Genomic DNA, 18752 nt, shown 5'->3' on the forward strand with positions numbered 1-18752 from the left:
CGATGAGGGAGCTAACTTGCGGCAATCTAGACAGCGAATGGGGATTGGTGGAAGCCCAGTAAGATTTTAAGCAAGGTGACACTCCTCAGGTCGCTTTAAAGCGCGTTTGCCTCGTTACGGCTCAAAGAACAAAAACAAGGTGGTACCGCGCAAAAGCGCCCTTGATGACTAAGGGGTCATTAGGGCGCTTTTTTTGCGGAAAAACCTTTTGAAAGGGAAAAATTATGGCTAAACAAACATTTCAAAAGCCAAAGGGCACAGCAGATTTACTTCCAGGAGAATCAGCTAAATGGCATTTTGTTGAAGAAACTGCCCGTTTACTTTTTTCAGATTATCAATATGCAGAAGTTCGAACACCATTGTTCGAAAATTTTGAGGTTTTTTCACGCTCGGCTGGTGATACATCTGACGTTGTTACTAAGGAAATGTACGACTTTCATGACAAGGGAGATCGGCATGTGGCATTACGTCCAGAAGGGACTGCTGGAGTTGTCCGTTCCTTTGTTGAAAATAAACTTTTTGGACCGGAGCATCAAAAGCCATATAAAGTCTTTTACATCGGCCCAATGTTTCGTTATGAGCGGCCACAAGCTGGTCGGATGCGTCAATTTCATCAAATTGGTGTAGAGGCCTTTGGCTCAGAGTCACCAGCCTTGGATGCAGAAGTAATTGCGATGGTTGTAGATTTCTTCCAAACTTTGGGCTTGACTAGCCTTAAGGTAACAGTAAATTCATTAGGAGATCAGACGTCACGTGATAATTATCGGATGGCTTTGATTGACTATTTGAAGCCACACTTTGCAGAGTTGTCAGCAGATTCACAAAAACGTTTAGAAAATAATCCACTGCGAGTATTAGATTCAAAGGATCCTCGTGACCAACAATTTGTGGCAGATGCTCCATCAATTTTGGATTATTTGACACCAGACGCAAACAACCGTTGGCAAAAATTGCAAACATATTTGGATGCCTTGGGCGTTGAATATGAAGTCGATGCGAATGTTGTTCGTGGCCTTGATTATTACAATCACACAATTTTTGAGGTTATGACGCAAAATGAGGCACTTGGTCAAGGTTGGACAACGATTGCCGGTGGCGGACGTTATTCAGGTTTAGTTGAAGAATTTGGCGGCCCTGAAATGTCAGGTGTTGGCTTTGGTATTGGTTTAGAACGGTTAATGCTATTACTTGAAAATAGTAGCGTAACTCTACCTAATCCAGTTGGATTAGATGTTTACGTCGCTAATCAAGGCGAGGGGACTGATGTAGCCGCTTTACAAATGGTACAAGCAGTGCGTAGTTTTGGTTATTCTGCTGAGCGCGATTATCAGGAGCGTAAGCTAAAAGGACAGTTTAAAGCAGCTGATCGTTTGAATGCAAAATATATCATCACAATTGGTGAGCGTGAATTAGCAGAGCAAAGTGCTAATTTAAAAAATATGGTGACTGGGCAAGAAATTACAGTTAAATTAGCAGAGCTATACACTAATTTACCTAATCTGCTTGAGACAGAAGATAGTGGGGAAGAAGCATGAAACGAACAAACTATGCAGGATTAATTGACGAGAGTTATTTAGAACAGACTGTAACCTTGCAAGGTTGGGTACAAAAGCGACGTGATTTTGGTGGCTTGATTTTCGTTGATTTACGTGACCGAGAAGGGTTAGTGCAATTAGCCTTTTCAGAGGAAAGCTCAGCTGATGCTTTGCATTTGGCAGAAAAAATACGAGCTGAATATGTGATTGAGGTAACTGGAGTCGTTACAGCGCGAGTTGCTGGCCAAGAAAACCCAAGGTTGAAGTCAGGTAAGATTGAAATTAAGGTCACTTCAGCTAGCATTTTAGCCGAAGCTCAGACACCACCATTTGAAATTGGTAATGCTGAGAATGTATCTGATGAAATGCGGTTAAAATATCGCTATCTTGATTTGCGTCGACCAGAAATGCAGCAAAACTTGTTGGTTCGGTCAAAGATAACAGCAGCCACGCATGCCTTCTTAGATGCAAATGGCTTTATTGACATTGAAACCCCAATTTTGGCCAAATCAACACCAGAAGGTGCCCGTGATTACTTAGTGCCATCAAGAATTTATCCAGGTTCTTTTTATGCCCTACCACAATCACCCCAACTCTTTAAGCAGTTATTAATGGGAGCTGGTTTTGATCGCTACTATCAAGTGGCACGTGCCTTTCGTGATGAAGATTTACGGGGCGATCGCCAACCTGAGTTTACACAACTCGATGTTGAGATGTCCTTTATGACACAGACTGAAATTATGGCGTTAGTTAATCAATGGGTACAAGCAATCATGGCTAAAACAGTTAATTATGACTTGGCCATTGATGAAATTCCAACACTTGATTATGCTGATTCGATGCGACGCTTCGGAACTGATAAGCCAGATATGCGTTTTGATATGGAGTTGCAAGATCTCTCAACCTTGATGGCAGATGCTGAATTTGGTGTTTTTGCCAATGCAATCAAAAATGGTGGACAAGTTAAAGCCATCGTTGTGCCAGGAGCGGCAGACAAATACTCACGTAAAGACATTGATAAACTAGGACAATACGTTGAGCGTTTTGGTGCTAAGGGTCTAGCTTGGCTTAAAGTAACTGATGATGGTATTACTGGACCAATTGCTAAGTTCTTGACTGCCAAGGAAGCTGAGCTCTTAGCAGCTACAGATGCTAAAGCAGGTGATTTGATCTTGTTTGCTGCTGATAAGGCTGAAACTGTAGCGGCAACTTTGGATGCCTTACGTCGGATGACGGCCAAAGAAATGGGGTTAATTGATGAAAGTAAGTGGGCGTTTGCTTGGATTGTAAACTGGCCATTGTTTGACTATCAAGCTGAGGAAGACCGTTGGATTTCAGCACACCACCCATTTACTATGCCTAATGAAGAAGATCTTGATTTACTAAACAGTGTCGAAAGTGCGCATAAAGCACATGCACAATCATACGACTTAGTCTTAAATGGCTATGAATTAGGATCTGGTTCAATTCGTATTCATCGGATGGATATTCAAGAAAAGATGTTGGCGGCCCTAGGATTTACCAAAGAGGCTGCTCATAAGGCATTTGGCTTCCTTTTGGAAGGCATGACTTATGGGTTCCCACCAATGGGCGGAATTGCTCTAGGCTTAGATCGATTGGCTATGTTATTGGCTGGACAGGATAATATTCGTGAAGTGATTGCCTTCCCGAAGAACTCTAAGGCAACTGAACCAATGACTGAAGCTCCGCTACCAGTTGCAAAAGTTCAAGTTGAAGATGAACTTGGCTTGAAAGCACCTGTTTATGCGGAAAATATTGCGCCAAATATGGCAGAGGCATAACGATGGAACAATTTGATCGATTTTCTGGCGAACACGAGTATTCTGCTCGTGTTGGTGCAGCAATGGTATATGCGGTTGCTGCTTCAATTGCATTGAATTATTTTTGGACGCCCGGTCATATTTACTCATCAGGATTTACTGGGTTGGCTCAATTATTAAATACTGTAGCAGATCGGCTGTTTGGTATTCCAGCACCGGTTTACATCCTTTATTTGATTTTGAATATTCCCTTGTTAGTCTTTTCTTGGATTAAGATTGGTCATCGTTTTACATTTTTCTCCGGCTTGGCGATTGCCTTAGCCGCCCTTGCAATGCGCGTTTTGCATGGCCCAGACATTCCTTGGGTTAAAGACCCATTGGTTGATGCTATTTTTGGTGGTGCCTTGAATGGTTTTGGAACTGGGTTGGCCTTGAGAAATGGGTTATCAACAGGTGGTTTAGATATCATTGGTATCTTAGTTCGTCGTTGGACTGGTATGAAAATGGGGGCGGCCAACTTAACGTTTAACTTTTTCATTCTTTTAGGTTCAGGAATCTTATTTGGCCCAGAATTTGCGCTATACACGGGAATTGGCTTAGTTGTAAATGCGCGGGTAATTGATTTAGTGTATACACGTCAGCAAAAACTGCAAGTAATGATTGTTACGGAAAATGAATGTGCCGTGGTGGATGCACTACAAAATAAAATGCGCCGTGGAATCACCATTATTCATGGTGCTGAAGGTGGATTTAACCATCACAATAAGGATGTCTTGTTCACAGTGATTTCGCAACATGAACAGTATGATTTGCAAGATGCCATTCATGAAGCTGATCCAGTTGCATGGGCTTCTGCTTGGCGAATTGACCGAACATTTGGTCGTTTCTTTGAACCACGTTTGTAAAAATTGCCGGGATTTTTTAAATTCAGCCAATTACCAATAGGTTTCATAGAAAACGTTGACATAGGCTAACATTCTGGTAACATAGTTAGAGGATAAAGTGTGCGACGAATATAGTTGAAAACTAACACGGGAAGGGAGGGTAAACATTATGGCAAAGACAGTTGTTCGTAAGAATGAGTCTCTTGATGATGCTCTCCGTCGTTTCAAGCGCGGTGTATCAAAGGATGGTACTTTACAAGAGTACCGTAAGCGCGAGTACTACATTAAGCCATCAGTTCAACGTAAGTTGAAGGCTGAAGCAGCACGTAAGCGTAAAAACAAGAAGAGCCGCTAAGCGCGTGTTCTAGCCGGGTTATCGTTTAGACGATGATCCGGTTTTGTTTTATAATGAGTAAAAAGGAGAAAAAAGATGAGTTTATTAGAACAATTAACAGCTGATATGAAAACAGCGATGAAAGCTAAGGATAAAGAGACTTTGTCTGTTGTACGAATGGTAAAGGCTTCTCTATCAAATGAAGAAATCAAATTGGGACATCCATTGAGTGCAGATGATGAATTAGCAGTATTGTCACGAGAGATGAAGCAAAGGGTTGAGGAACAAGCTGCCTATGCTGATGCCGATCGTACTGATTTAGCTGATGGCATTCAAGTGCAAATGGATGTCTTAAAGCGCTATTTGCCAGAACAATTATCTGCCGATGAAGTAGCAGAAATTGTTAAGGCGACAATTGCAGAAGTTGGTGCAAGTTCAAAGGCCGATTTGGGTAAAGTGATGGGTGCTTTGATGCCTAAGGTTAAAGGTAAAGCTGATGGAAAGTTAGTAAGCCAGACCGTACAAAGTTTGCTAGCCTAATTAGAGTATATTACATAGCTTTTTTAGCTATGATACATAGTACAGATTATTTAACGGTGCGGTATAATAGAAGCACTATGAGATGTAAGGGGAAGGAATTTGACAAAACCATTCGAAAAGCAATATACGTTTGAAAATGCGGAGCAAGAGATTGGCTTAGTTGGCCCTCAAGATGCTAATCTTCATTTATTAGAAGAAGGGATGCAAGTTGTAATTGTTGTGTTTGGTGACAAATTGACGATTAAGGGTGAGCAAACCGCGGTCGAGGGAACCTTTGCGGTTATAGAGGCTCTAACAGCTTTGATTAAAAAAGGAATTAAACTAAATGCGACTGACCTGGTTTCTGCCATGAAGATGTATGAGCGGGGAACCTTGGAATACTTTGCAGATTTGTATACAGAAACGCTGCTCCATGACAGTAAAGGGCGAGCCGTTCGGGTTAAAAATTATGGTCAAAGGCGCTATGTGCAAGCAATTCAACATAACGATATAACTTTTGGCATTGGACCAGCCGGTACAGGTAAGACCTATTTGGCAGTTGTTATGGCAATTGCAGCGCTAAAGCGTGGTGATGTTGAACGAATTATTATTACACGACCAGCAGTTGAAGCTGGCGAAAGTTTGGGCTTTCTGCCTGGTGATTTGAAGGAAAAAGTTGACCCTTATTTACGGCCAATTTATGATGCTTTAAATATGCTAATAGGAGCCGAACGGACTGAACGGTTTATGGAGCGGGGAACGATTGAAATCGCACCTTTAGCTTATATGCGTGGTCGAACCTTAGATAATGCTTTTATCATTTTGGATGAAGCACAAAATACGACAACGCAACAAATGAAAATGTTTTTGACACGATTAGGTTTTGGTTCGCAAATGATTGTGAATGGTGATATTTCACAAATTGATTTGCCTAGTCGGGTACGGTCTGGTCTAATCCAAGCCGAAACGATTTTACAAAATGTAGACCACATTGAATTTATTAATTTTGCTGCTGACGACGTGGTTAGACACCCGGTAGTCGGGGCAATTATTAATGCCTATGATTTTTATGATGCAAAAGAAGCCGAAAAGAAAGAAGCGTAAGATTATGGATTTGGCAGTTTTTGACCAAACAAAGGAAGGCGTGTCAGCCGAACATATTGAATTGACTAAAAAAGTTTTAGACTATGCCGGAAAATACATTGATTTACCAGACAATACTGAGATGTCAGTAACCTTTGTAAATAATGATGAAATTCAGCGGTATAATCGTGAATATCGTGGCTTAGATAAGCCAACGGATGTAATTTCTTTTGCGATTGAAGAAGATGGTGATGATACTCCGCTAATTATGGATGATGAAATGGCGGCGGACTTAGCTAAAAATATTGGTGATATTATTGTGTCAGTAGATAAAATTGCCGAACAAGCAGTTTATCTTGAGCATTCCTATGAACGCGAGCTGGGATTCTTAATTGTGCATGGCTTTTTACATCTAAATGGCTATGACCACATGCGTAGTGAAGAAGACGAGCGAATTCATTTTGCGCTACAAGCAAAAATATTAGATGACTATGGCCTTACACGATAAAGGAAATAAAAAGCAACCACAAATCGAAAAGAATAGTAATTTTTTGCAAGCTTTGGGTCATGCTTTAGAAGGAATTGGTCAGCTCTTAGTTCGCGAAAGAAATATGCGGATTCATTTTGCAGCAGCACTAATCGTTTTGATTGTTGGTTTAAAAGTTGGATTGGGGCGTTCTGATTGGCTATGGGTGACTGTGGCGGTATTTACAGTGATTATGGCGGAATTTGTCAACACGATTGTTGAGGCGATTGTTGACTTAATTGTAGGAGATCATTATTTCTTTTTAGCAAAGGTAGCAAAAGATGTGGCTTCTGGTGCAGTTTTGGCTGCTGTGGGTTTTGCAATCATCATTGGAATTTTAATTTTCCAGCCATATATTTTCGCTTATTTAAGAACATTTTAAAGGCTCCATAGTGCGAGCCAGATTGGATAATATAGATATGAGTACAGAATTTAAGTCAGGCTTTATTGCCTTAGTTGGCCGGCCAAACGTTGGTAAGTCAACGCTCTTAAATAAAATGATTGGCGAAAAAATTGCCATTATGTCACCAAAAGCACAGACAACCCGAAATAAAATTCAAGGTATCTACACAACGGATGAAGGGCAGATTGTTTTCTTGGATACACCAGGGATTCATAAACCACAAAATTCATTGGGTGATTACATGGTTAAGACAGCGATGTCGGCCTTGCACGAAGCAGATGTAATTTGGTTTATTGTCAATGCAGATCAAAAGCGAGGCGCAGGTGATGACTTTATTATCAACCGCTTGCGGGAGACTGAAACGCCAGTTAATTTGATTATCAATAAAATTGATTTAATTCATCCAGAGGAACTTTTGGCAATTATTGCTGATTATTCACAGCAAATGGAATTTAATGATATCTATCCAATTTCAGCCTTAAAGGGTGATGGTGTTGATGAATTACTCAATAATGCCATGGCTAATTTGGCCGAAGGACCACAATATTATCCTGCTGATCAAATTACTGATCATCCAGAACGCTTTATTATGGCTGAGTTGATTCGTGAAAAGGTCTTGCAACTAACCCGGCAGGAAGTCCCACATTCAGTAGCTGTAGTGATTGATAAGATTGAACGGCAAGATGATAAACATTTACATGTCCAAGCAACGATTATTGTTGAGCGACCAACACAAAAAAATATTGTGATTGGTAAGCAAGGTGCAATGATTAAAGAAATCGGTATCCGTGCCCGACGTGATATTGAGCGTTTGCTTGGTGACAAAATTTTCCTTGAGACTTGGGTTAAGGTTGAAGAACGATGGCGTGATAAGCCACAAGCACTACAAACCTATGGTTATAAGGAAGACTCAGATTTTATTTAAATTAATTAAGCCCAAGCATAACTTTGCTTGGGCTTTTATATTAATTACTAGTTGTTTATAGGTTGATTGCATGTAGAAATCTATAATGAGCGATTGAACTTACAAAAATCAAGTAGTATACTGAAAGCGTAAACAAATTAGAGTTGTGACTTATGGGGGGATGAGAGTATGGCAAATGATCAAAAGATGATTAAAGCCGGTGATGCGATGGTTAAGGTTCTAGAAGCTTGGGACGTCGATCATTTATACGGAATTCCAGGGGGTTCAATCAATTCAACAATGGACGCACTCCTGGATGAAAAGAGCAGTATCAAATACATTCAGGTTCGTCATGAAGAAGTTGGGGCTATGGCCGCAGCTGCGGATGCAAAGCTAACTGGTAAGATTGGGGTTGCCTTTGGCTCAGCTGGCCCTGGTGGTACTCATTTATTAAATGGGCTTTACGATGCACGTGAAGATCACGTTCCTGTTTTGGCCTTGGTTGGTCAGTTTGGAACTTCTGGTATGAATATGGACACTTTCCAGGAGATGAACGAAAATCCAATTTATGCGGATGTAGCAGTATATAATGTAACGGTGGTGACAGCTGAGTCATTACCACATATCATTGATGAGGCAATTCGTCGGGCTTATGCACAACATGGCGTAGCTGTGGTGCAAATCCCAGTTGATTTACCATGGCAAGAAATTCCAGCTGAAAGTTGGTATGCCTCTGCTAACAGTTTCCAAAAGCCAGTTTATGAACATGTTGATATTGAGCAAGCACAAGAAATTACTGATATTTTGACAGCTGCAAAACGGCCGCTGATTTATTTTGGAATTGGTGCAAAGCAGGCAGGTGCAGAATTAGCTGCTTTGGCTGAAAAGTTGAAGATACCACTTATGAGTACTTATCCAGCTAAGGCCATTTTACCTGATCGCCAGCCATACTATCTTGGCTCAGCTAATCGAGTAGCACACAAGCCAGCCAATGAGGCCTTAGCTCAAGCAGACGTCGTATTATTTGTCGGCAGCAATTATCCTTTTGCGGAAGTTTCAAAAGCCTTTAAGCACGTTGAAAAGTTTTTGCAAATCGATATTGACCCAGCTAAGCTTGGTAAGCGCCACTATGCAGATGTCGCAATGTTGGCTGACGCAAAGCGGGCTTTGGCAAAGATAAATGAACTAGCTAGTGAAAAAGCTGCGACCCCTTGGTGGCAGGCTAATTTGGCTAATGTAGCGAATTGGAATGAATATCTAGTTAAGCTAGAGAGCAAGAAGGATGGCCCATTGCAGGCCTATCAAGCTTATGCGGCAATCAATAAGATTACAAACGCAGATACGATTTTCTCTTTGGATGTTGGTGATGTGAATCAGCTAGCAAACCGTCACTTAATTCTCCAGCCAAGTAACCGCCACTTCACTTCAAATCTATTTGCAACCATGGGAGTTGGGATTCCAGGTGCCATTGCTGCAAAATTAAACTATCCTGAGCGACAAGTTTTGTCACTTTCTGGTGATGGTGGTGCTGCAATGGTAATGCAAGATTTGGTTACTGAAGTACAGTACCATTTGCCAATTATTAATGTAGTCTTCTCAAATCATCAGTTTGGTTTCATTAAAGATGAGCAAGAGGATACTAATAAAGGTTATCTAGGGGTTACTTTCAATGATATTAACTTTGCCAAGGTAGCAGAGGCAGTTGGCATGAAGGGCTTCCGAGTAACGGAAATTAATCAATTAGCCGATGTTTTTGCTAAAGCAAAGGAAATTGGTCAGACTGAGCCAGTCTTAGTGGATGTAGTCATTACCAATGAACGGCCAATTCCGGTTGAGGCCATGGTTTTGGACCCACGACGTTATGATGCAGAAGCAATCGAAGCATTTAAGAAGCGTTATGAAGCCGAGGACCTACAACCATTTGCTAAGTACCTAGCAGATTATGGTGTGGTAATTGATAATGCAGAAATTGAACAGGGTGGCTTCTAATTAATTTCTAGCCAACATGATTTTGATATAGTTAACCTAATTAATTGAAAATAGCTTTGCTAATCATAAGCAAAGCTATTTTTGTACTGTCGATAATTTGGTAGAATTAGGGGTTAAGAATAAAATAATCTTTATAAATTAGGAGGTAGCTATGCAAAATCAATGGTGGCAAAGAAAGTGGGCTTTAGGATTAGGCGGCATTGGTGGTTTATTAATCATTCTTTTACCACTGTTAGGTACAATTATTTGGCCCATTTATCGACCAGCTAGCTATCCAATTGCAATTCTATTGGCACAAGATGCTGATTTTGGATTAGCCTTTCGTAATATGTATCTAGTTGGCTTTGCCTTAATTCTATTAATGTTAGTGGCTTTACAATTGTTGTATCGTTACGAAGCTAGCTTAAAACTACAGCACAGCGTTGCCTGGCTTTTTGGTGGTTTGGCAATTTTGACCCTATTTGGCTACTTGATGCCCCTACAAAATATGGCTGACTTAGCTGTATCTAAAGTAACCTGGTCACTTCGAGATGTTTTAGCGTTAATTGTGAATCTATTATTAGCTTGGACCCTTTGGCGTTTTAGTAAAGCTTTGGCAAATCATAAGTTATTTTCACCAGCTAATGTGTTAAGACTTATGACAATTTTGTTTTTACTGTTCAATGCACTTGAATATGGTATGGCTCTGCTAGGCTGGCCTTTGAGTGGCTTAATGGATCTATTGAGCTATGATAGTTTGGCTTTGGCCTTTATCTATCTGTCTTGGTATTATATGCGACAAGCGGAGTGATTTTTAATGAAAAAGTATCTAATTTTAACGGAAAAACCTTCAGCTGCCCAAAATTTTAGTAAAGCATTGGGGGGCTTGACGGGTGATTTTGCCGATTTCACCTATCAAATTACAAATTTGCGTGGGCATGTAATGACCCTAGTTGATCCGGAAGTAATGGTGGAAGAGTCACTTAAGAAACAATATAGATCATGGCAAATTAAATACTTACCTTGGCAATTATCAGATTTTTCTTGGCAGCGGGACTATATTAAAACCCGCAATTTACGGACTGGCCGGCTTGAATCAACTAAAAAGTTAGTTGATGAATTAAAAAAGGAGAGTCGGCGTGGTTATGATGCGATTGTGATTGCAACTGATACGGACCCATCAGGTGAAGGCGAATTATTAGCTTGGGAAGCGCTCGAGGCGATTGGTTGGTCCGGGCAAGTATTGCGAGCAAACTTTATTGACGAATCAATAAAAGAACTGCAAAAAGCCTTGCGAAACCTACGGGATGTTTCAGTGATGGCTGAAGATGGTGAGTATTTAAAAGGTGAAGGAAGGAATCGCTGGGATTTTGCTTCAATGCAGTTAACTCGAATTGCAACAACGGCTGCTAAACGAGCTGGTTTTAAAGTAGTTGCCCGTGAGGGACGTCTTAAATCAGTGATTGCTTGGAAGATCTACGAACAATTAATGGCAATTAAAAATTATGTGGCGAAACCTTTTTTTGAAGTTAAGTTTATTGATCCGGCAGGCCATATCTTTACCAGATCAAGTAAAAGTGATGATTTGGCAAGTTGGCGTTTTATGGATAAGCAAGCCGCTATAAATGATTTAGCTAATTACCATTCAAGTGCAGTTACAAATGAGCAACATAAAAAAAAGCGACAGCAACCAGGACGATTGCTTGATTTAGCGGGCCTAGCTGCTAGTTTAGCGACACGCGGGTTTAATGCTAAAGAGATTTTAGCAACTTACCAAAAAATGTATGAAGCTCAATTAGTGTCTTATCCACGAACTGAGGACAAAACAATTACCCCAGAGCAATTCAATGAGTTAGCACCACTAGCAGACAAAATTGCCGCTTTAGTGGGGGTTGATCAGACCTTATTGACTCATCGACAGGCACGAAGTACACATGTTAAACCACAAGGTTCGCATGGTGCTAACCGCCCTGGTTTGACCTTACCAGGTAATTTAGCAAGTTTGAGTAAGTATGGGCCAAGTGGGCCGGCAATTTATGAATTATTAGCAAAAAACTACTTAGCAATGTTAGCAGAAGACTACATTTATGACCATGTAACAGCAGAATTGCTGGATTACCCCAAATTTAAAACGGCTTTCAATATTCCAATTGCTCTAAACTTTAAAAAGATTTTTGATAGCCAACAGGAAGTCGCACTCGATGACCATAAAACAACCTATAAAAGTAATCAAGTGGGGCCAATGGCTGACCCTATGGTGGCTGAAGGGGTTAATCCTAAACCACAACAGCCAAGTACAAAATGGATAATGGCTTTTTTGGAAAAGAACCAAGTGGGTACTGGTGCGACAAGAGTTTCAACCTTAGCTGAAATGGGTCGGGGGAGTCAAGCGATGTTAAAGGAAAATCGAGGCAAGCTAACCTTAACGCAAACTGGGGATGTATCAGCAATCCTGGTTAAGGATACTTGGATTGCTTCACCCAAAATTACTAAGCGTTTGTTTGAAATGATGGAACAAGTCGGGCGTTTTGAGATAAAACAAGCTAAACTCTCAGAATCAGTTACGATGCTAGTTGAACATGATTTGCCAATCATGGTTGCAAATGCTGAACAATTGATTCCTTTACTAGGCCAACCAAAAGCAAGTAAACCTCGGCGAACGCCAAGTGAGAAGATTACAGCTGAATGGCAGGGGCAGACGATTTCTTTTGCTAAAGAGTGGAGCGGACATACATTTACAACCGCCGAAATTGAGCAACTAATAGCGGGACAAGAGATTACATTTCCAGCTAAAACTAAACGCGGTAAAGATTATATGGCACGCGGACAGTTGGCTAAGCAAACATATAAGGGTAGTACCTTTTATGGATTTAAATTAAAGCCAAAAGATAAATAGTTCGATATAGTACGTGCGCTATAAAAAGCTTGCAATATGTTTATAGCTCCTGTAATATAAATATTTGTAATTTACTAGCTATTAAAACGATATTAAGGAATTAGTTATCAATAGCTGGTTCTGTCGTCAATAATAGTTGTGGATCAACCACAAATACATTTAAGGAGTTATGTTAATGCGCATTAACATTATATTGGAAGCCGCCGAAACTGGTGAGCGTATCTACCTTACTTCGAAGAATCGTCGTAACACACCAGACCGCTTGGAGTTGAAGAAGTATTCACCAAAGCTACGTCGCGTTACTACATTCAAGGAGGTAAAGTAATCATGGCTAAAAAGTCAAAGATCGCTAAGGCAAAGAAGATTGAAGCTACAGTTGAGAAGTATGCTGCTAAGCGTGCTGCTTTAAAGGCAGCTGGTGATTATGTTGGACTATCAAAGTTGCCACGTAATGCATCACCTGTACGTATGCACAATCGTGATTTGATTGATGGACGTCCTCATGCTTACATGCGTGAGTTCGGAATGTCACGTTTGAACTTCCGTCAATTAGCACACAAGGGTCTTATCCCTGGTGTTAAGAAAGCTTCTTGGTAAGAAGCTCAAAGGCCACTTTCTAGTGGCCTTTTTTTTAGCAGTCACTAAGTTAGGTTTAGTATTATAATTTAAAAAGGTGTTGGGGATAAGGGAGATTATTTAAATGGCAGAAAAAGATAATAATCGATTAGATCAATTAGAAAAGGGGATGCAAAGTCTCCAATCAGCAACAGATATGTTAATGCGACATTCGCTACTGGTTGATTTTCGTAAGTTTCTTACTAACGATAAGGTAATGGGCTTTGCAATTGGTGTAATTGTCGGAAATACTTTTACTGATGTCGTAAAGTCCTTTGTAGCATTATTAACGGGAATTATTAATTTTTTTGTAGTGCTAATCTTATCGCCAGAGCATATTTTGAAGTGGCAAGTAATTCCTTTGGATAATTTTATCCAGTCATTGTTGTCGATGCTTTTAATTGCTGGTTCGGTCTTCTTCTTTGTTAAATTATTGAATAATGTGTGGGCACGTAATCCTGAGGAACAATTTGGTTATAATGCAACCTTTGTTGAGACGCAAAAATTGCGTAAGGCTCAGGAAGAGACAAATGATTTATTGCGTGAATTGATCGAAAAGTCAAAATAATGGTGAGGCCAAAGAAATGCGAATCCAAGATCAAGAAAAACGGTTAGCTTTAAAAAAAGCAGCATTAACCCTTGTCGCTAATGATGGAATAACTCAATTGAGCATGGCAAAACTAGCAAAAGCAACTAACCTTTCAGTTGCAACGGCGTACATTTACTTTGAAAATAAGACGGACTTATTGGGACATCTTTATACAGAAGCACTAGAACAAATTTTGCTTGCGACGGATGGCATTGAATTAAGCGGCTTACCCTTAAAGGAACAATTTACACAGGTATTAAATCATTATGCAAAAGCGTTGTTGCATAATCCTCTTTATGCAAACTTTATTCGAATAATGAATACAAACCAAGAAGCCTTGCCGATTGATTTACAAGGGCAAGGGGCACTTGTAAGTGCAGATTTTTTGACGGTTTTAAAACTTGCACAAAAGCAACAACAACTAAGAACTGACAATGTTGATATAATTGTTGCTCAAGTGATTCAACCGCTTTTTTGGTTAATTACCGAGCGGCAACGTCTGGCAGTTACTATAAGTGATGATGAAATCGCAACTTTTATTGATATGGCTGAGCATGCAATTCTATTGGTATGACCTAGTGAGCCAAATTGAATGCTGAATTAGAGCATGATATAATTGTATGTCTGCCTTAATATCCAATGGCAATTTATATCGTGATGCAGTTATGATGGAATTAAGGATTTGCGAGCAATTTATTAGCGAGTTAGGATATTTACTATGTTTAGATGTAGTAAAAAAATGACTAGAAGTTTTAATTAATAGGCCTAATGAAATTAATTAAAATATATCTATTGTGTTAATACGATATAAAGTATACGTAACAGTTTTAATCAAAAATAATTAATGGCTAAGAATACTAGTGGGTGCTTAGTCAACTTTTTGGTAATCAAAGGTAAAACGTATGTATAAAAGGAGTAATTTAAATGGAAATCTTACAAAACTTTATTTATCCAATGAACACGGCTTTAGGTTCGAAAAAGAAGTATCTAAGGACAGAGGGCAGTGTTTATTACGATGAGCAAGGTTTATCGTTGCAAAAGTACTCAACTGCACGTTTCGATACATACTATAACGCCCTTTCAATGCCATTATGGCAGCAACGAGTTGGCCTAGATCAGGTCAGTTTGGTAATTAGTGGAAGTGGAAAAATTGAAGTAGAGCTATGGGAAGTTTTCCAAAGCCGCTTAGATGTCGATTATTTTGGGTATCCAAAACGACAATTAGTCAAAAAGACAATTGATTTAACCGAAGAACAGCAAGTCGTGTTTGATTTGGACATTTCGGATAACCTTGAGTACACTGGCTTAATTTCTCCCAAGATTATTGCTTTAAATGATGTGAAAATCAAAGATTTTGCTTGGGCGACAAAGGCATCTAAAAAGCGCGATGTAAAGCTAGGAATTTCAGTAACGCACTTTAATCGTAAGGCCTATGTAATTCCAGCAATCAAGCGCATTAAAGAACAGCTATTGGATGATGCTGCTTGGCATAACAAAATTGATTTTGTGGTTGTTGATAATTCACAAAATATCACGCCAGAAGAAGCAATGGGCGTACAAATTATTCCAAATGAAAATACTGGTGGTTCAGGTGGCTTTACACGTGGCTTCTTGCACTATAAGCGCGACACTGACGCTACGCACGTCCTCTTTATGGATGATGATGCAAGTTTGGAAGTGGAAAGTGTTAAACGGGCATATATGATTCTTTCCTTCGCTGAGCAAGATAATACAGCAGTTGGAGCAGCTTTGTTCTATGAAGATAATCCTGATTTCTTAATAGAACGGGGAGCACATTTGTCAAAACGTTGGGTTGCACCTGAATTCCATAATTTCCCAGCTCTCGAACCACATGAAGTATTAATTACTGAATTAAATGAGAATACGGAGAAAACTTATATGGGTTGGTGGTTCTGTGCCTTCCCAATTAAGTATGCAAATAAACTTGTGCCACCATACTTTGTTCGTGGCGATGATGTATCTTTCTCCCAATTAAATGACTTTAATATCATTTATGGAAACGGAATTGCTTGTTATGCTGAGAGCTTTATGACTAAAGTTGCTGGTATGACAACTTATCTTGAATCAATCAACTCAACCATTGTTAATGCTTTGTTTAATAACCATCGAGGAACAATTTTTGTTGAGTATGCAAAGCGTTATATTGATCAATTGGTATCAGGCCGTTACGGTTATGTTGATGTATTACGACTTTCATTTAAGAATTTTGCACAACTAGATGCTGACCGCTTTGTTAAGAGTATTGATTTAAAGCCAATGTTCCCAATCTTTAAGGATTTAACCAAAGATAATGCGTTGGCCGAGATTGATTTGACCCAATACAACATCGTTCAACATCAGGTAAATGACGAGAGTCGCCGGCAAAAGTTCTTCCGTTTATTGACGTTTAATAAACTCTTTTTGCCACAAAATAAGGATCAAGTTGTTGAGCAAGAGTTTATTCATCGAGCACACTTTAGAGATGTTGCAGGTTATAAGAAGATTTTGTACTATGATGCCAAGTCAAGCAAAGGCTTTGTCGTTGATGTTAAACGTGGCAAGACTTTGAAGTATCTATTCCTCTTATTAGCCGACGGAATTAAATTTACTTTCAGTTATCCTAAGACACGGCAACGTTTATTAAGTAAACTTGATTACTTAACCAGTGAGCAAATGTGGGATGAGATTTTGAAGCTTGATGCAAAGGCTGTTAAAACACCTAATGAAAAGTAATCTTAGTTCATTAAATTGCAAGTAGCTTTAGAAAAAATTATTGGGCGATTTGTATTTTTTCAGAAAGTTCTGTACAATTATCAAAAATCGAAATTAATTTTGTTAAAAACGAGAATTTAAATGACAAATAAAGAAAAGAAAATTATGGCGAAGGCCGAGGGCGTTACAAAGAACTTTTCTTTGTACGCCAATCAGTCTGAAAAGCTAAAATCGGTTTTCAAAGGTAATCAGGCAGAAGCTAATTTTTGGGCCCTGCGAGGTTTATCCTTTGAAGTAGAAGCAGGCGATGTTGTTGGGATTGTTGGAACAAATGGTTCTGGTAAGTCAACCCTGCTAAATATTTTGAGTGGTGTAATCCCTCAAACTTCGGGAAACTTAGAATTAAATGGCTCAATTGGGGTAGTTGCAATTAATGAAGGCCTCAATTGGGAATTGACGGGTCGTGAAAATATTCGTTTAAAGCAAATCATGATGCGCAATAACATGCGTCAAATCAATAAGATGATGCCAGATATTATTGAATTCTCTGAATTAGGTGATTTTATTGATCAACCGGTTAAAGACTATTCAAGTGGTATGCGCGCTAAATTAGGCTTTTCAATTGTTACACACAATGATCCAGATATTTTGATTATTGATGAGGCTTTATCAGTTGGAGATTCTAATTTTTCAAATAAGGCATTAGGTAAGATTAAAGAATTTATTGCGCAGGGTAAGACTATCTTCTTTGTATCGCATGATTTAAAGCAAGTTAGACAATTTACTAATAAAGTGATGTGGATTCAATACGGTGAAATGCTTGATTTTGGTCCAACAAAAGAAGTTGCTGATGAGTATGCAGCCTTCGTCAAGCGTTTAGACCAGATGAGTAGCCAGGAGCGTGATGCTTATGTTGAAGAACAAAAGGCTCAGCAACGTCAGTTTAAAATTGATGACTTGGTGACGACGCTAAAAGCTGAAGATAAAAGTGAAGAAGAAATTCATAGTATAACTAAGTTCCGTAGTTTTGAGGGCTTTGGCCCCTTTAGTTTGTATGGTTCACTGTTAATTGTTATCTTACTAATGGCGTATATCGTATATCATTTTGTAAATGGAGGTTAGCAAGCATGTGGACTGTGATTAAGTCAGTTTGGAATCTTGCAGCAGAGCAAGTAACTAATCTGGGCATGACCGTAAGGCTAGCATTTTACGATACACAAGCACGAAATGCTCATAAATATTTAGGAACACTTTGGGAGATTCTTGATCCGTTATTTCAAGTTACAACTTATGCAATCATTTTCGGTGGTGGTTTTCGGACTAAAGCGCCAGTTGAGGGAATGCCTTACTTTGTCTGGATGTCGGTCGGCTTTGCGGCTTGGTATCTAGTAAACCAAGGCTTCTCAGATACAATCCGTTCAATGCAGGATCAGATTTTTATGGTACGAAATGTTAAGTTTCCAGTATCAATTCTGCCTTCAATTCGGGTAGTTCAGGTGTTCCCAGCCGTTGCTTCAATTTCTTTGGTGGCTGGAATTGCCATGTTTACAACTGGTAATTTTCATCCAAGCCTATACTGGTTACAAATCATTTATTACGGCTTTGCAGCAATGGTAATGCTATTTTTCTTGGGTGTATTCTCCGCAACGATTAACATTTTAATCCCGGATTATGATATGTTGGTTCGACAGATATTACGGTTGACTTTCTTTATGTCAGGTATCTTGTTCCAACCTGCACCAGGCGATTTCTTTAATAATCTAATTTACTTCAGTTCTAAAGTTAATCCATTTTATTATATTGTAAATGGTTGGCGTGAGACCTTTCTCTACCAGAAGTGGTTTTGGAATTCACCATCAGTGATGGGGATGTTCTGGTTGGAAATTGCTTTGTTTGCAATTATAGGTACACACCTATACTTGAAGTTTAAAGACCAGTTAATTGATTTTGTTTAAAATATAAATATAAAAAGAACCCCAATTGATATTATCAATTGGGGTTCT

At 39.4% G+C, this 18752-nt stretch carries 19 protein-coding genes; all 19 read left to right on the forward strand.

What is annotated here, in order from left to right; genetic code table 11:
- The first annotated feature begins 224 nt into the window (after positions 1-224).
- The 19 genes from hisS (at position 225) to TT13_RS01850 (ending at position 18704) form a co-directional block, all read left to right on the forward strand.
- Positions 225-1535 (forward strand): histidine--tRNA ligase, encoded by a 1311-nt coding sequence (gene hisS / locus TT13_RS01760; RefSeq protein ID WP_027698380.1) that lies wholly within the window; start codon positions 225-227, stop codon positions 1533-1535.
- Positions 1532-3337 carry an aspartate--tRNA ligase gene (gene aspS, locus TT13_RS01765; RefSeq protein ID WP_027698381.1) on the forward strand — a complete coding sequence of 602 codons (1806 nt, stop codon included), beginning with the start codon at positions 1532-1534 and terminating at the stop codon, positions 3335-3337. Before hisS ends, aspS begins: the two co-directional genes overlap by 4 nt.
- A 2-nt stretch (positions 3338-3339) precedes the next feature.
- Positions 3340-4221 (forward strand): YitT family protein, encoded by an 882-nt coding sequence (locus TT13_RS01770; protein ID WP_027698382.1) that lies wholly within the window; start codon positions 3340-3342, stop codon positions 4219-4221.
- A 148-nt stretch (positions 4222-4369) separates the two neighbouring features.
- On the forward strand, positions 4370-4555 hold the full coding sequence (rpsU, locus tag TT13_RS01775; RefSeq protein ID WP_027698383.1) for a 30S ribosomal protein S21: 186 nt from the start codon (positions 4370-4372) through the stop codon (positions 4553-4555).
- Between the two features lie 75 nt (positions 4556-4630).
- A complete protein-coding gene (locus tag TT13_RS01780) occupies positions 4631-5074 on the forward strand; it encodes a GatB/YqeY domain-containing protein (protein ID WP_027698384.1) in 444 nt (147 codons plus the stop codon).
- A 99-nt stretch (positions 5075-5173) separates the two neighbouring features.
- Positions 5174-6157: a PhoH family protein gene (locus TT13_RS01785; RefSeq protein ID WP_027698385.1), complete on the forward strand. Its 984-nt coding sequence runs from the start codon at positions 5174-5176 to the stop codon at positions 6155-6157.
- A 4-nt stretch (positions 6158-6161) separates the two neighbouring features.
- Positions 6162-6644, forward strand: a complete 483-nt coding sequence (gene ybeY / locus TT13_RS01790) for an rRNA maturation RNase YbeY (RefSeq protein WP_027698386.1) — start codon at positions 6162-6164, stop codon at positions 6642-6644.
- Positions 6628-7044, forward strand: coding sequence for a diacylglycerol kinase family protein (locus TT13_RS01795; RefSeq protein ID WP_027698387.1), 417 nt, complete (start codon positions 6628-6630; stop codon positions 7042-7044). Before ybeY ends, TT13_RS01795 begins: the two co-directional genes overlap by 17 nt.
- A gap of 37 nt (positions 7045-7081) precedes the next feature.
- Positions 7082-7990: a GTPase Era gene (gene era, locus TT13_RS01800; RefSeq protein WP_027698388.1), complete on the forward strand. Its 909-nt coding sequence runs from the start codon at positions 7082-7084 to the stop codon at positions 7988-7990.
- A gap of 168 nt (positions 7991-8158) precedes the next feature.
- On the forward strand, positions 8159-9958 hold the full coding sequence (gene spxB / locus TT13_RS01805; RefSeq protein ID WP_027698389.1) for a pyruvate oxidase: 1800 nt from the start codon (positions 8159-8161) through the stop codon (positions 9956-9958).
- Positions 9959-10109: 151 nt separating this feature from the next.
- Complete coding sequence (locus tag TT13_RS01810) at positions 10110-10748, forward strand: hypothetical protein (protein WP_027698390.1); 639 nt, start codon at positions 10110-10112, stop codon at positions 10746-10748.
- A 6-nt stretch (positions 10749-10754) separates the two neighbouring features.
- Complete coding sequence (locus tag TT13_RS01815) at positions 10755-12833, forward strand: DNA topoisomerase (RefSeq protein ID WP_027698391.1); 2079 nt, start codon at positions 10755-10757, stop codon at positions 12831-12833.
- Positions 12834-13008: 175 nt separating this feature from the next.
- Complete coding sequence (rpmG, locus tag TT13_RS01820; RefSeq protein ID WP_027698392.1) at positions 13009-13158, forward strand: 50S ribosomal protein L33; 150 nt, start codon at positions 13009-13011, stop codon at positions 13156-13158.
- A gap of 2 nt (positions 13159-13160) precedes the next feature.
- Positions 13161-13430: a 30S ribosomal protein S14 gene (rpsN, locus tag TT13_RS01825; RefSeq protein WP_027698393.1), complete on the forward strand. Its 270-nt coding sequence runs from the start codon at positions 13161-13163 to the stop codon at positions 13428-13430.
- Between the two features lie 103 nt (positions 13431-13533).
- A complete protein-coding gene (locus TT13_RS01830) occupies positions 13534-14016 on the forward strand; it encodes a large conductance mechanosensitive channel protein MscL (protein WP_027698394.1) in 483 nt (160 codons plus the stop codon).
- Between the two features lie 16 nt (positions 14017-14032).
- Positions 14033-14611 (forward strand): TetR/AcrR family transcriptional regulator, encoded by a 579-nt coding sequence (locus tag TT13_RS01835; protein WP_027698395.1) that lies wholly within the window; start codon positions 14033-14035, stop codon positions 14609-14611.
- Positions 14612-14961: 350 nt separating this feature from the next.
- Entirely contained in the window at positions 14962-16770 is a 1809-nt protein-coding gene (locus tag TT13_RS01840; protein WP_027698396.1) for a glycosyltransferase family 2 protein, read from the forward strand.
- Positions 16771-16890: 120 nt separating this feature from the next.
- On the forward strand, positions 16891-17871 hold the full coding sequence (locus tag TT13_RS01845; RefSeq protein ID WP_027698397.1) for an ABC transporter ATP-binding protein: 981 nt from the start codon (positions 16891-16893) through the stop codon (positions 17869-17871).
- Positions 17872-17876: 5 nt separating this feature from the next.
- Positions 17877-18704 carry an ABC transporter permease gene (locus TT13_RS01850; RefSeq protein ID WP_027698398.1) on the forward strand — a complete coding sequence of 276 codons (828 nt, stop codon included), beginning with the start codon at positions 17877-17879 and terminating at the stop codon, positions 18702-18704.
- The last annotated feature ends 48 nt before the right edge of the window (positions 18705-18752 follow it).

This window comes from Weissella oryzae SG25, from assembly GCF_000691805.2.
Lineage (GTDB): Bacteria > Bacillota > Bacilli > Lactobacillales > Lactobacillaceae > Weissella > Weissella oryzae.

Excerpts from the sequence above, each read along its gene's own strand:
- hisS (WP_027698380.1), top strand. The coding sequence starts at position 225 with ATGGCTAAACAAACATTTCAAAAGCCAAAGGGCACAGCAGATTTACTT.
- aspS (WP_027698381.1), top strand. The coding sequence starts at position 1,532 with ATGAAACGAACAAACTATGCAGGATTAATTGACGAGAGTTATTTAGAA.
- TT13_RS01770 (WP_027698382.1), top strand. The coding sequence starts at position 3,340 with ATGGAACAATTTGATCGATTTTCTGGCGAACACGAGTATTCTGCTCGT.
- rpsU (WP_027698383.1), top strand. The coding sequence starts at position 4,370 with ATGGCAAAGACAGTTGTTCGTAAGAATGAGTCTCTTGATGATGCTCTC.
- TT13_RS01780 (WP_027698384.1), top strand. The coding sequence starts at position 4,631 with ATGAGTTTATTAGAACAATTAACAGCTGATATGAAAACAGCGATGAAA.
- ybeY (WP_027698386.1), top strand. The coding sequence starts at position 6,162 with ATGGATTTGGCAGTTTTTGACCAAACAAAGGAAGGCGTGTCAGCCGAA.
- TT13_RS01795 (WP_027698387.1), top strand. The coding sequence starts at position 6,628 with ATGGCCTTACACGATAAAGGAAATAAAAAGCAACCACAAATCGAAAAG.
- era (WP_027698388.1), top strand. The coding sequence starts at position 7,082 with ATGAGTACAGAATTTAAGTCAGGCTTTATTGCCTTAGTTGGCCGGCCA.
- spxB (WP_027698389.1), top strand. The coding sequence starts at position 8,159 with ATGGCAAATGATCAAAAGATGATTAAAGCCGGTGATGCGATGGTTAAG.
- TT13_RS01810 (WP_027698390.1), top strand. The coding sequence starts at position 10,110 with ATGCAAAATCAATGGTGGCAAAGAAAGTGGGCTTTAGGATTAGGCGGC.
- TT13_RS01815 (WP_027698391.1), top strand. The coding sequence starts at position 10,755 with ATGAAAAAGTATCTAATTTTAACGGAAAAACCTTCAGCTGCCCAAAAT.
- rpmG (WP_027698392.1), top strand. The coding sequence starts at position 13,009 with ATGCGCATTAACATTATATTGGAAGCCGCCGAAACTGGTGAGCGTATC.
- rpsN (WP_027698393.1), top strand. The coding sequence starts at position 13,161 with ATGGCTAAAAAGTCAAAGATCGCTAAGGCAAAGAAGATTGAAGCTACA.
- TT13_RS01830 (WP_027698394.1), top strand. The coding sequence starts at position 13,534 with ATGGCAGAAAAAGATAATAATCGATTAGATCAATTAGAAAAGGGGATG.
- TT13_RS01835 (WP_027698395.1), top strand. The coding sequence starts at position 14,033 with ATGCGAATCCAAGATCAAGAAAAACGGTTAGCTTTAAAAAAAGCAGCA.
- TT13_RS01840 (WP_027698396.1), top strand. The coding sequence starts at position 14,962 with ATGGAAATCTTACAAAACTTTATTTATCCAATGAACACGGCTTTAGGT.
- TT13_RS01845 (WP_027698397.1), top strand. The coding sequence starts at position 16,891 with ATGACAAATAAAGAAAAGAAAATTATGGCGAAGGCCGAGGGCGTTACA.
- TT13_RS01850 (WP_027698398.1), top strand. The coding sequence starts at position 17,877 with ATGTGGACTGTGATTAAGTCAGTTTGGAATCTTGCAGCAGAGCAAGTA.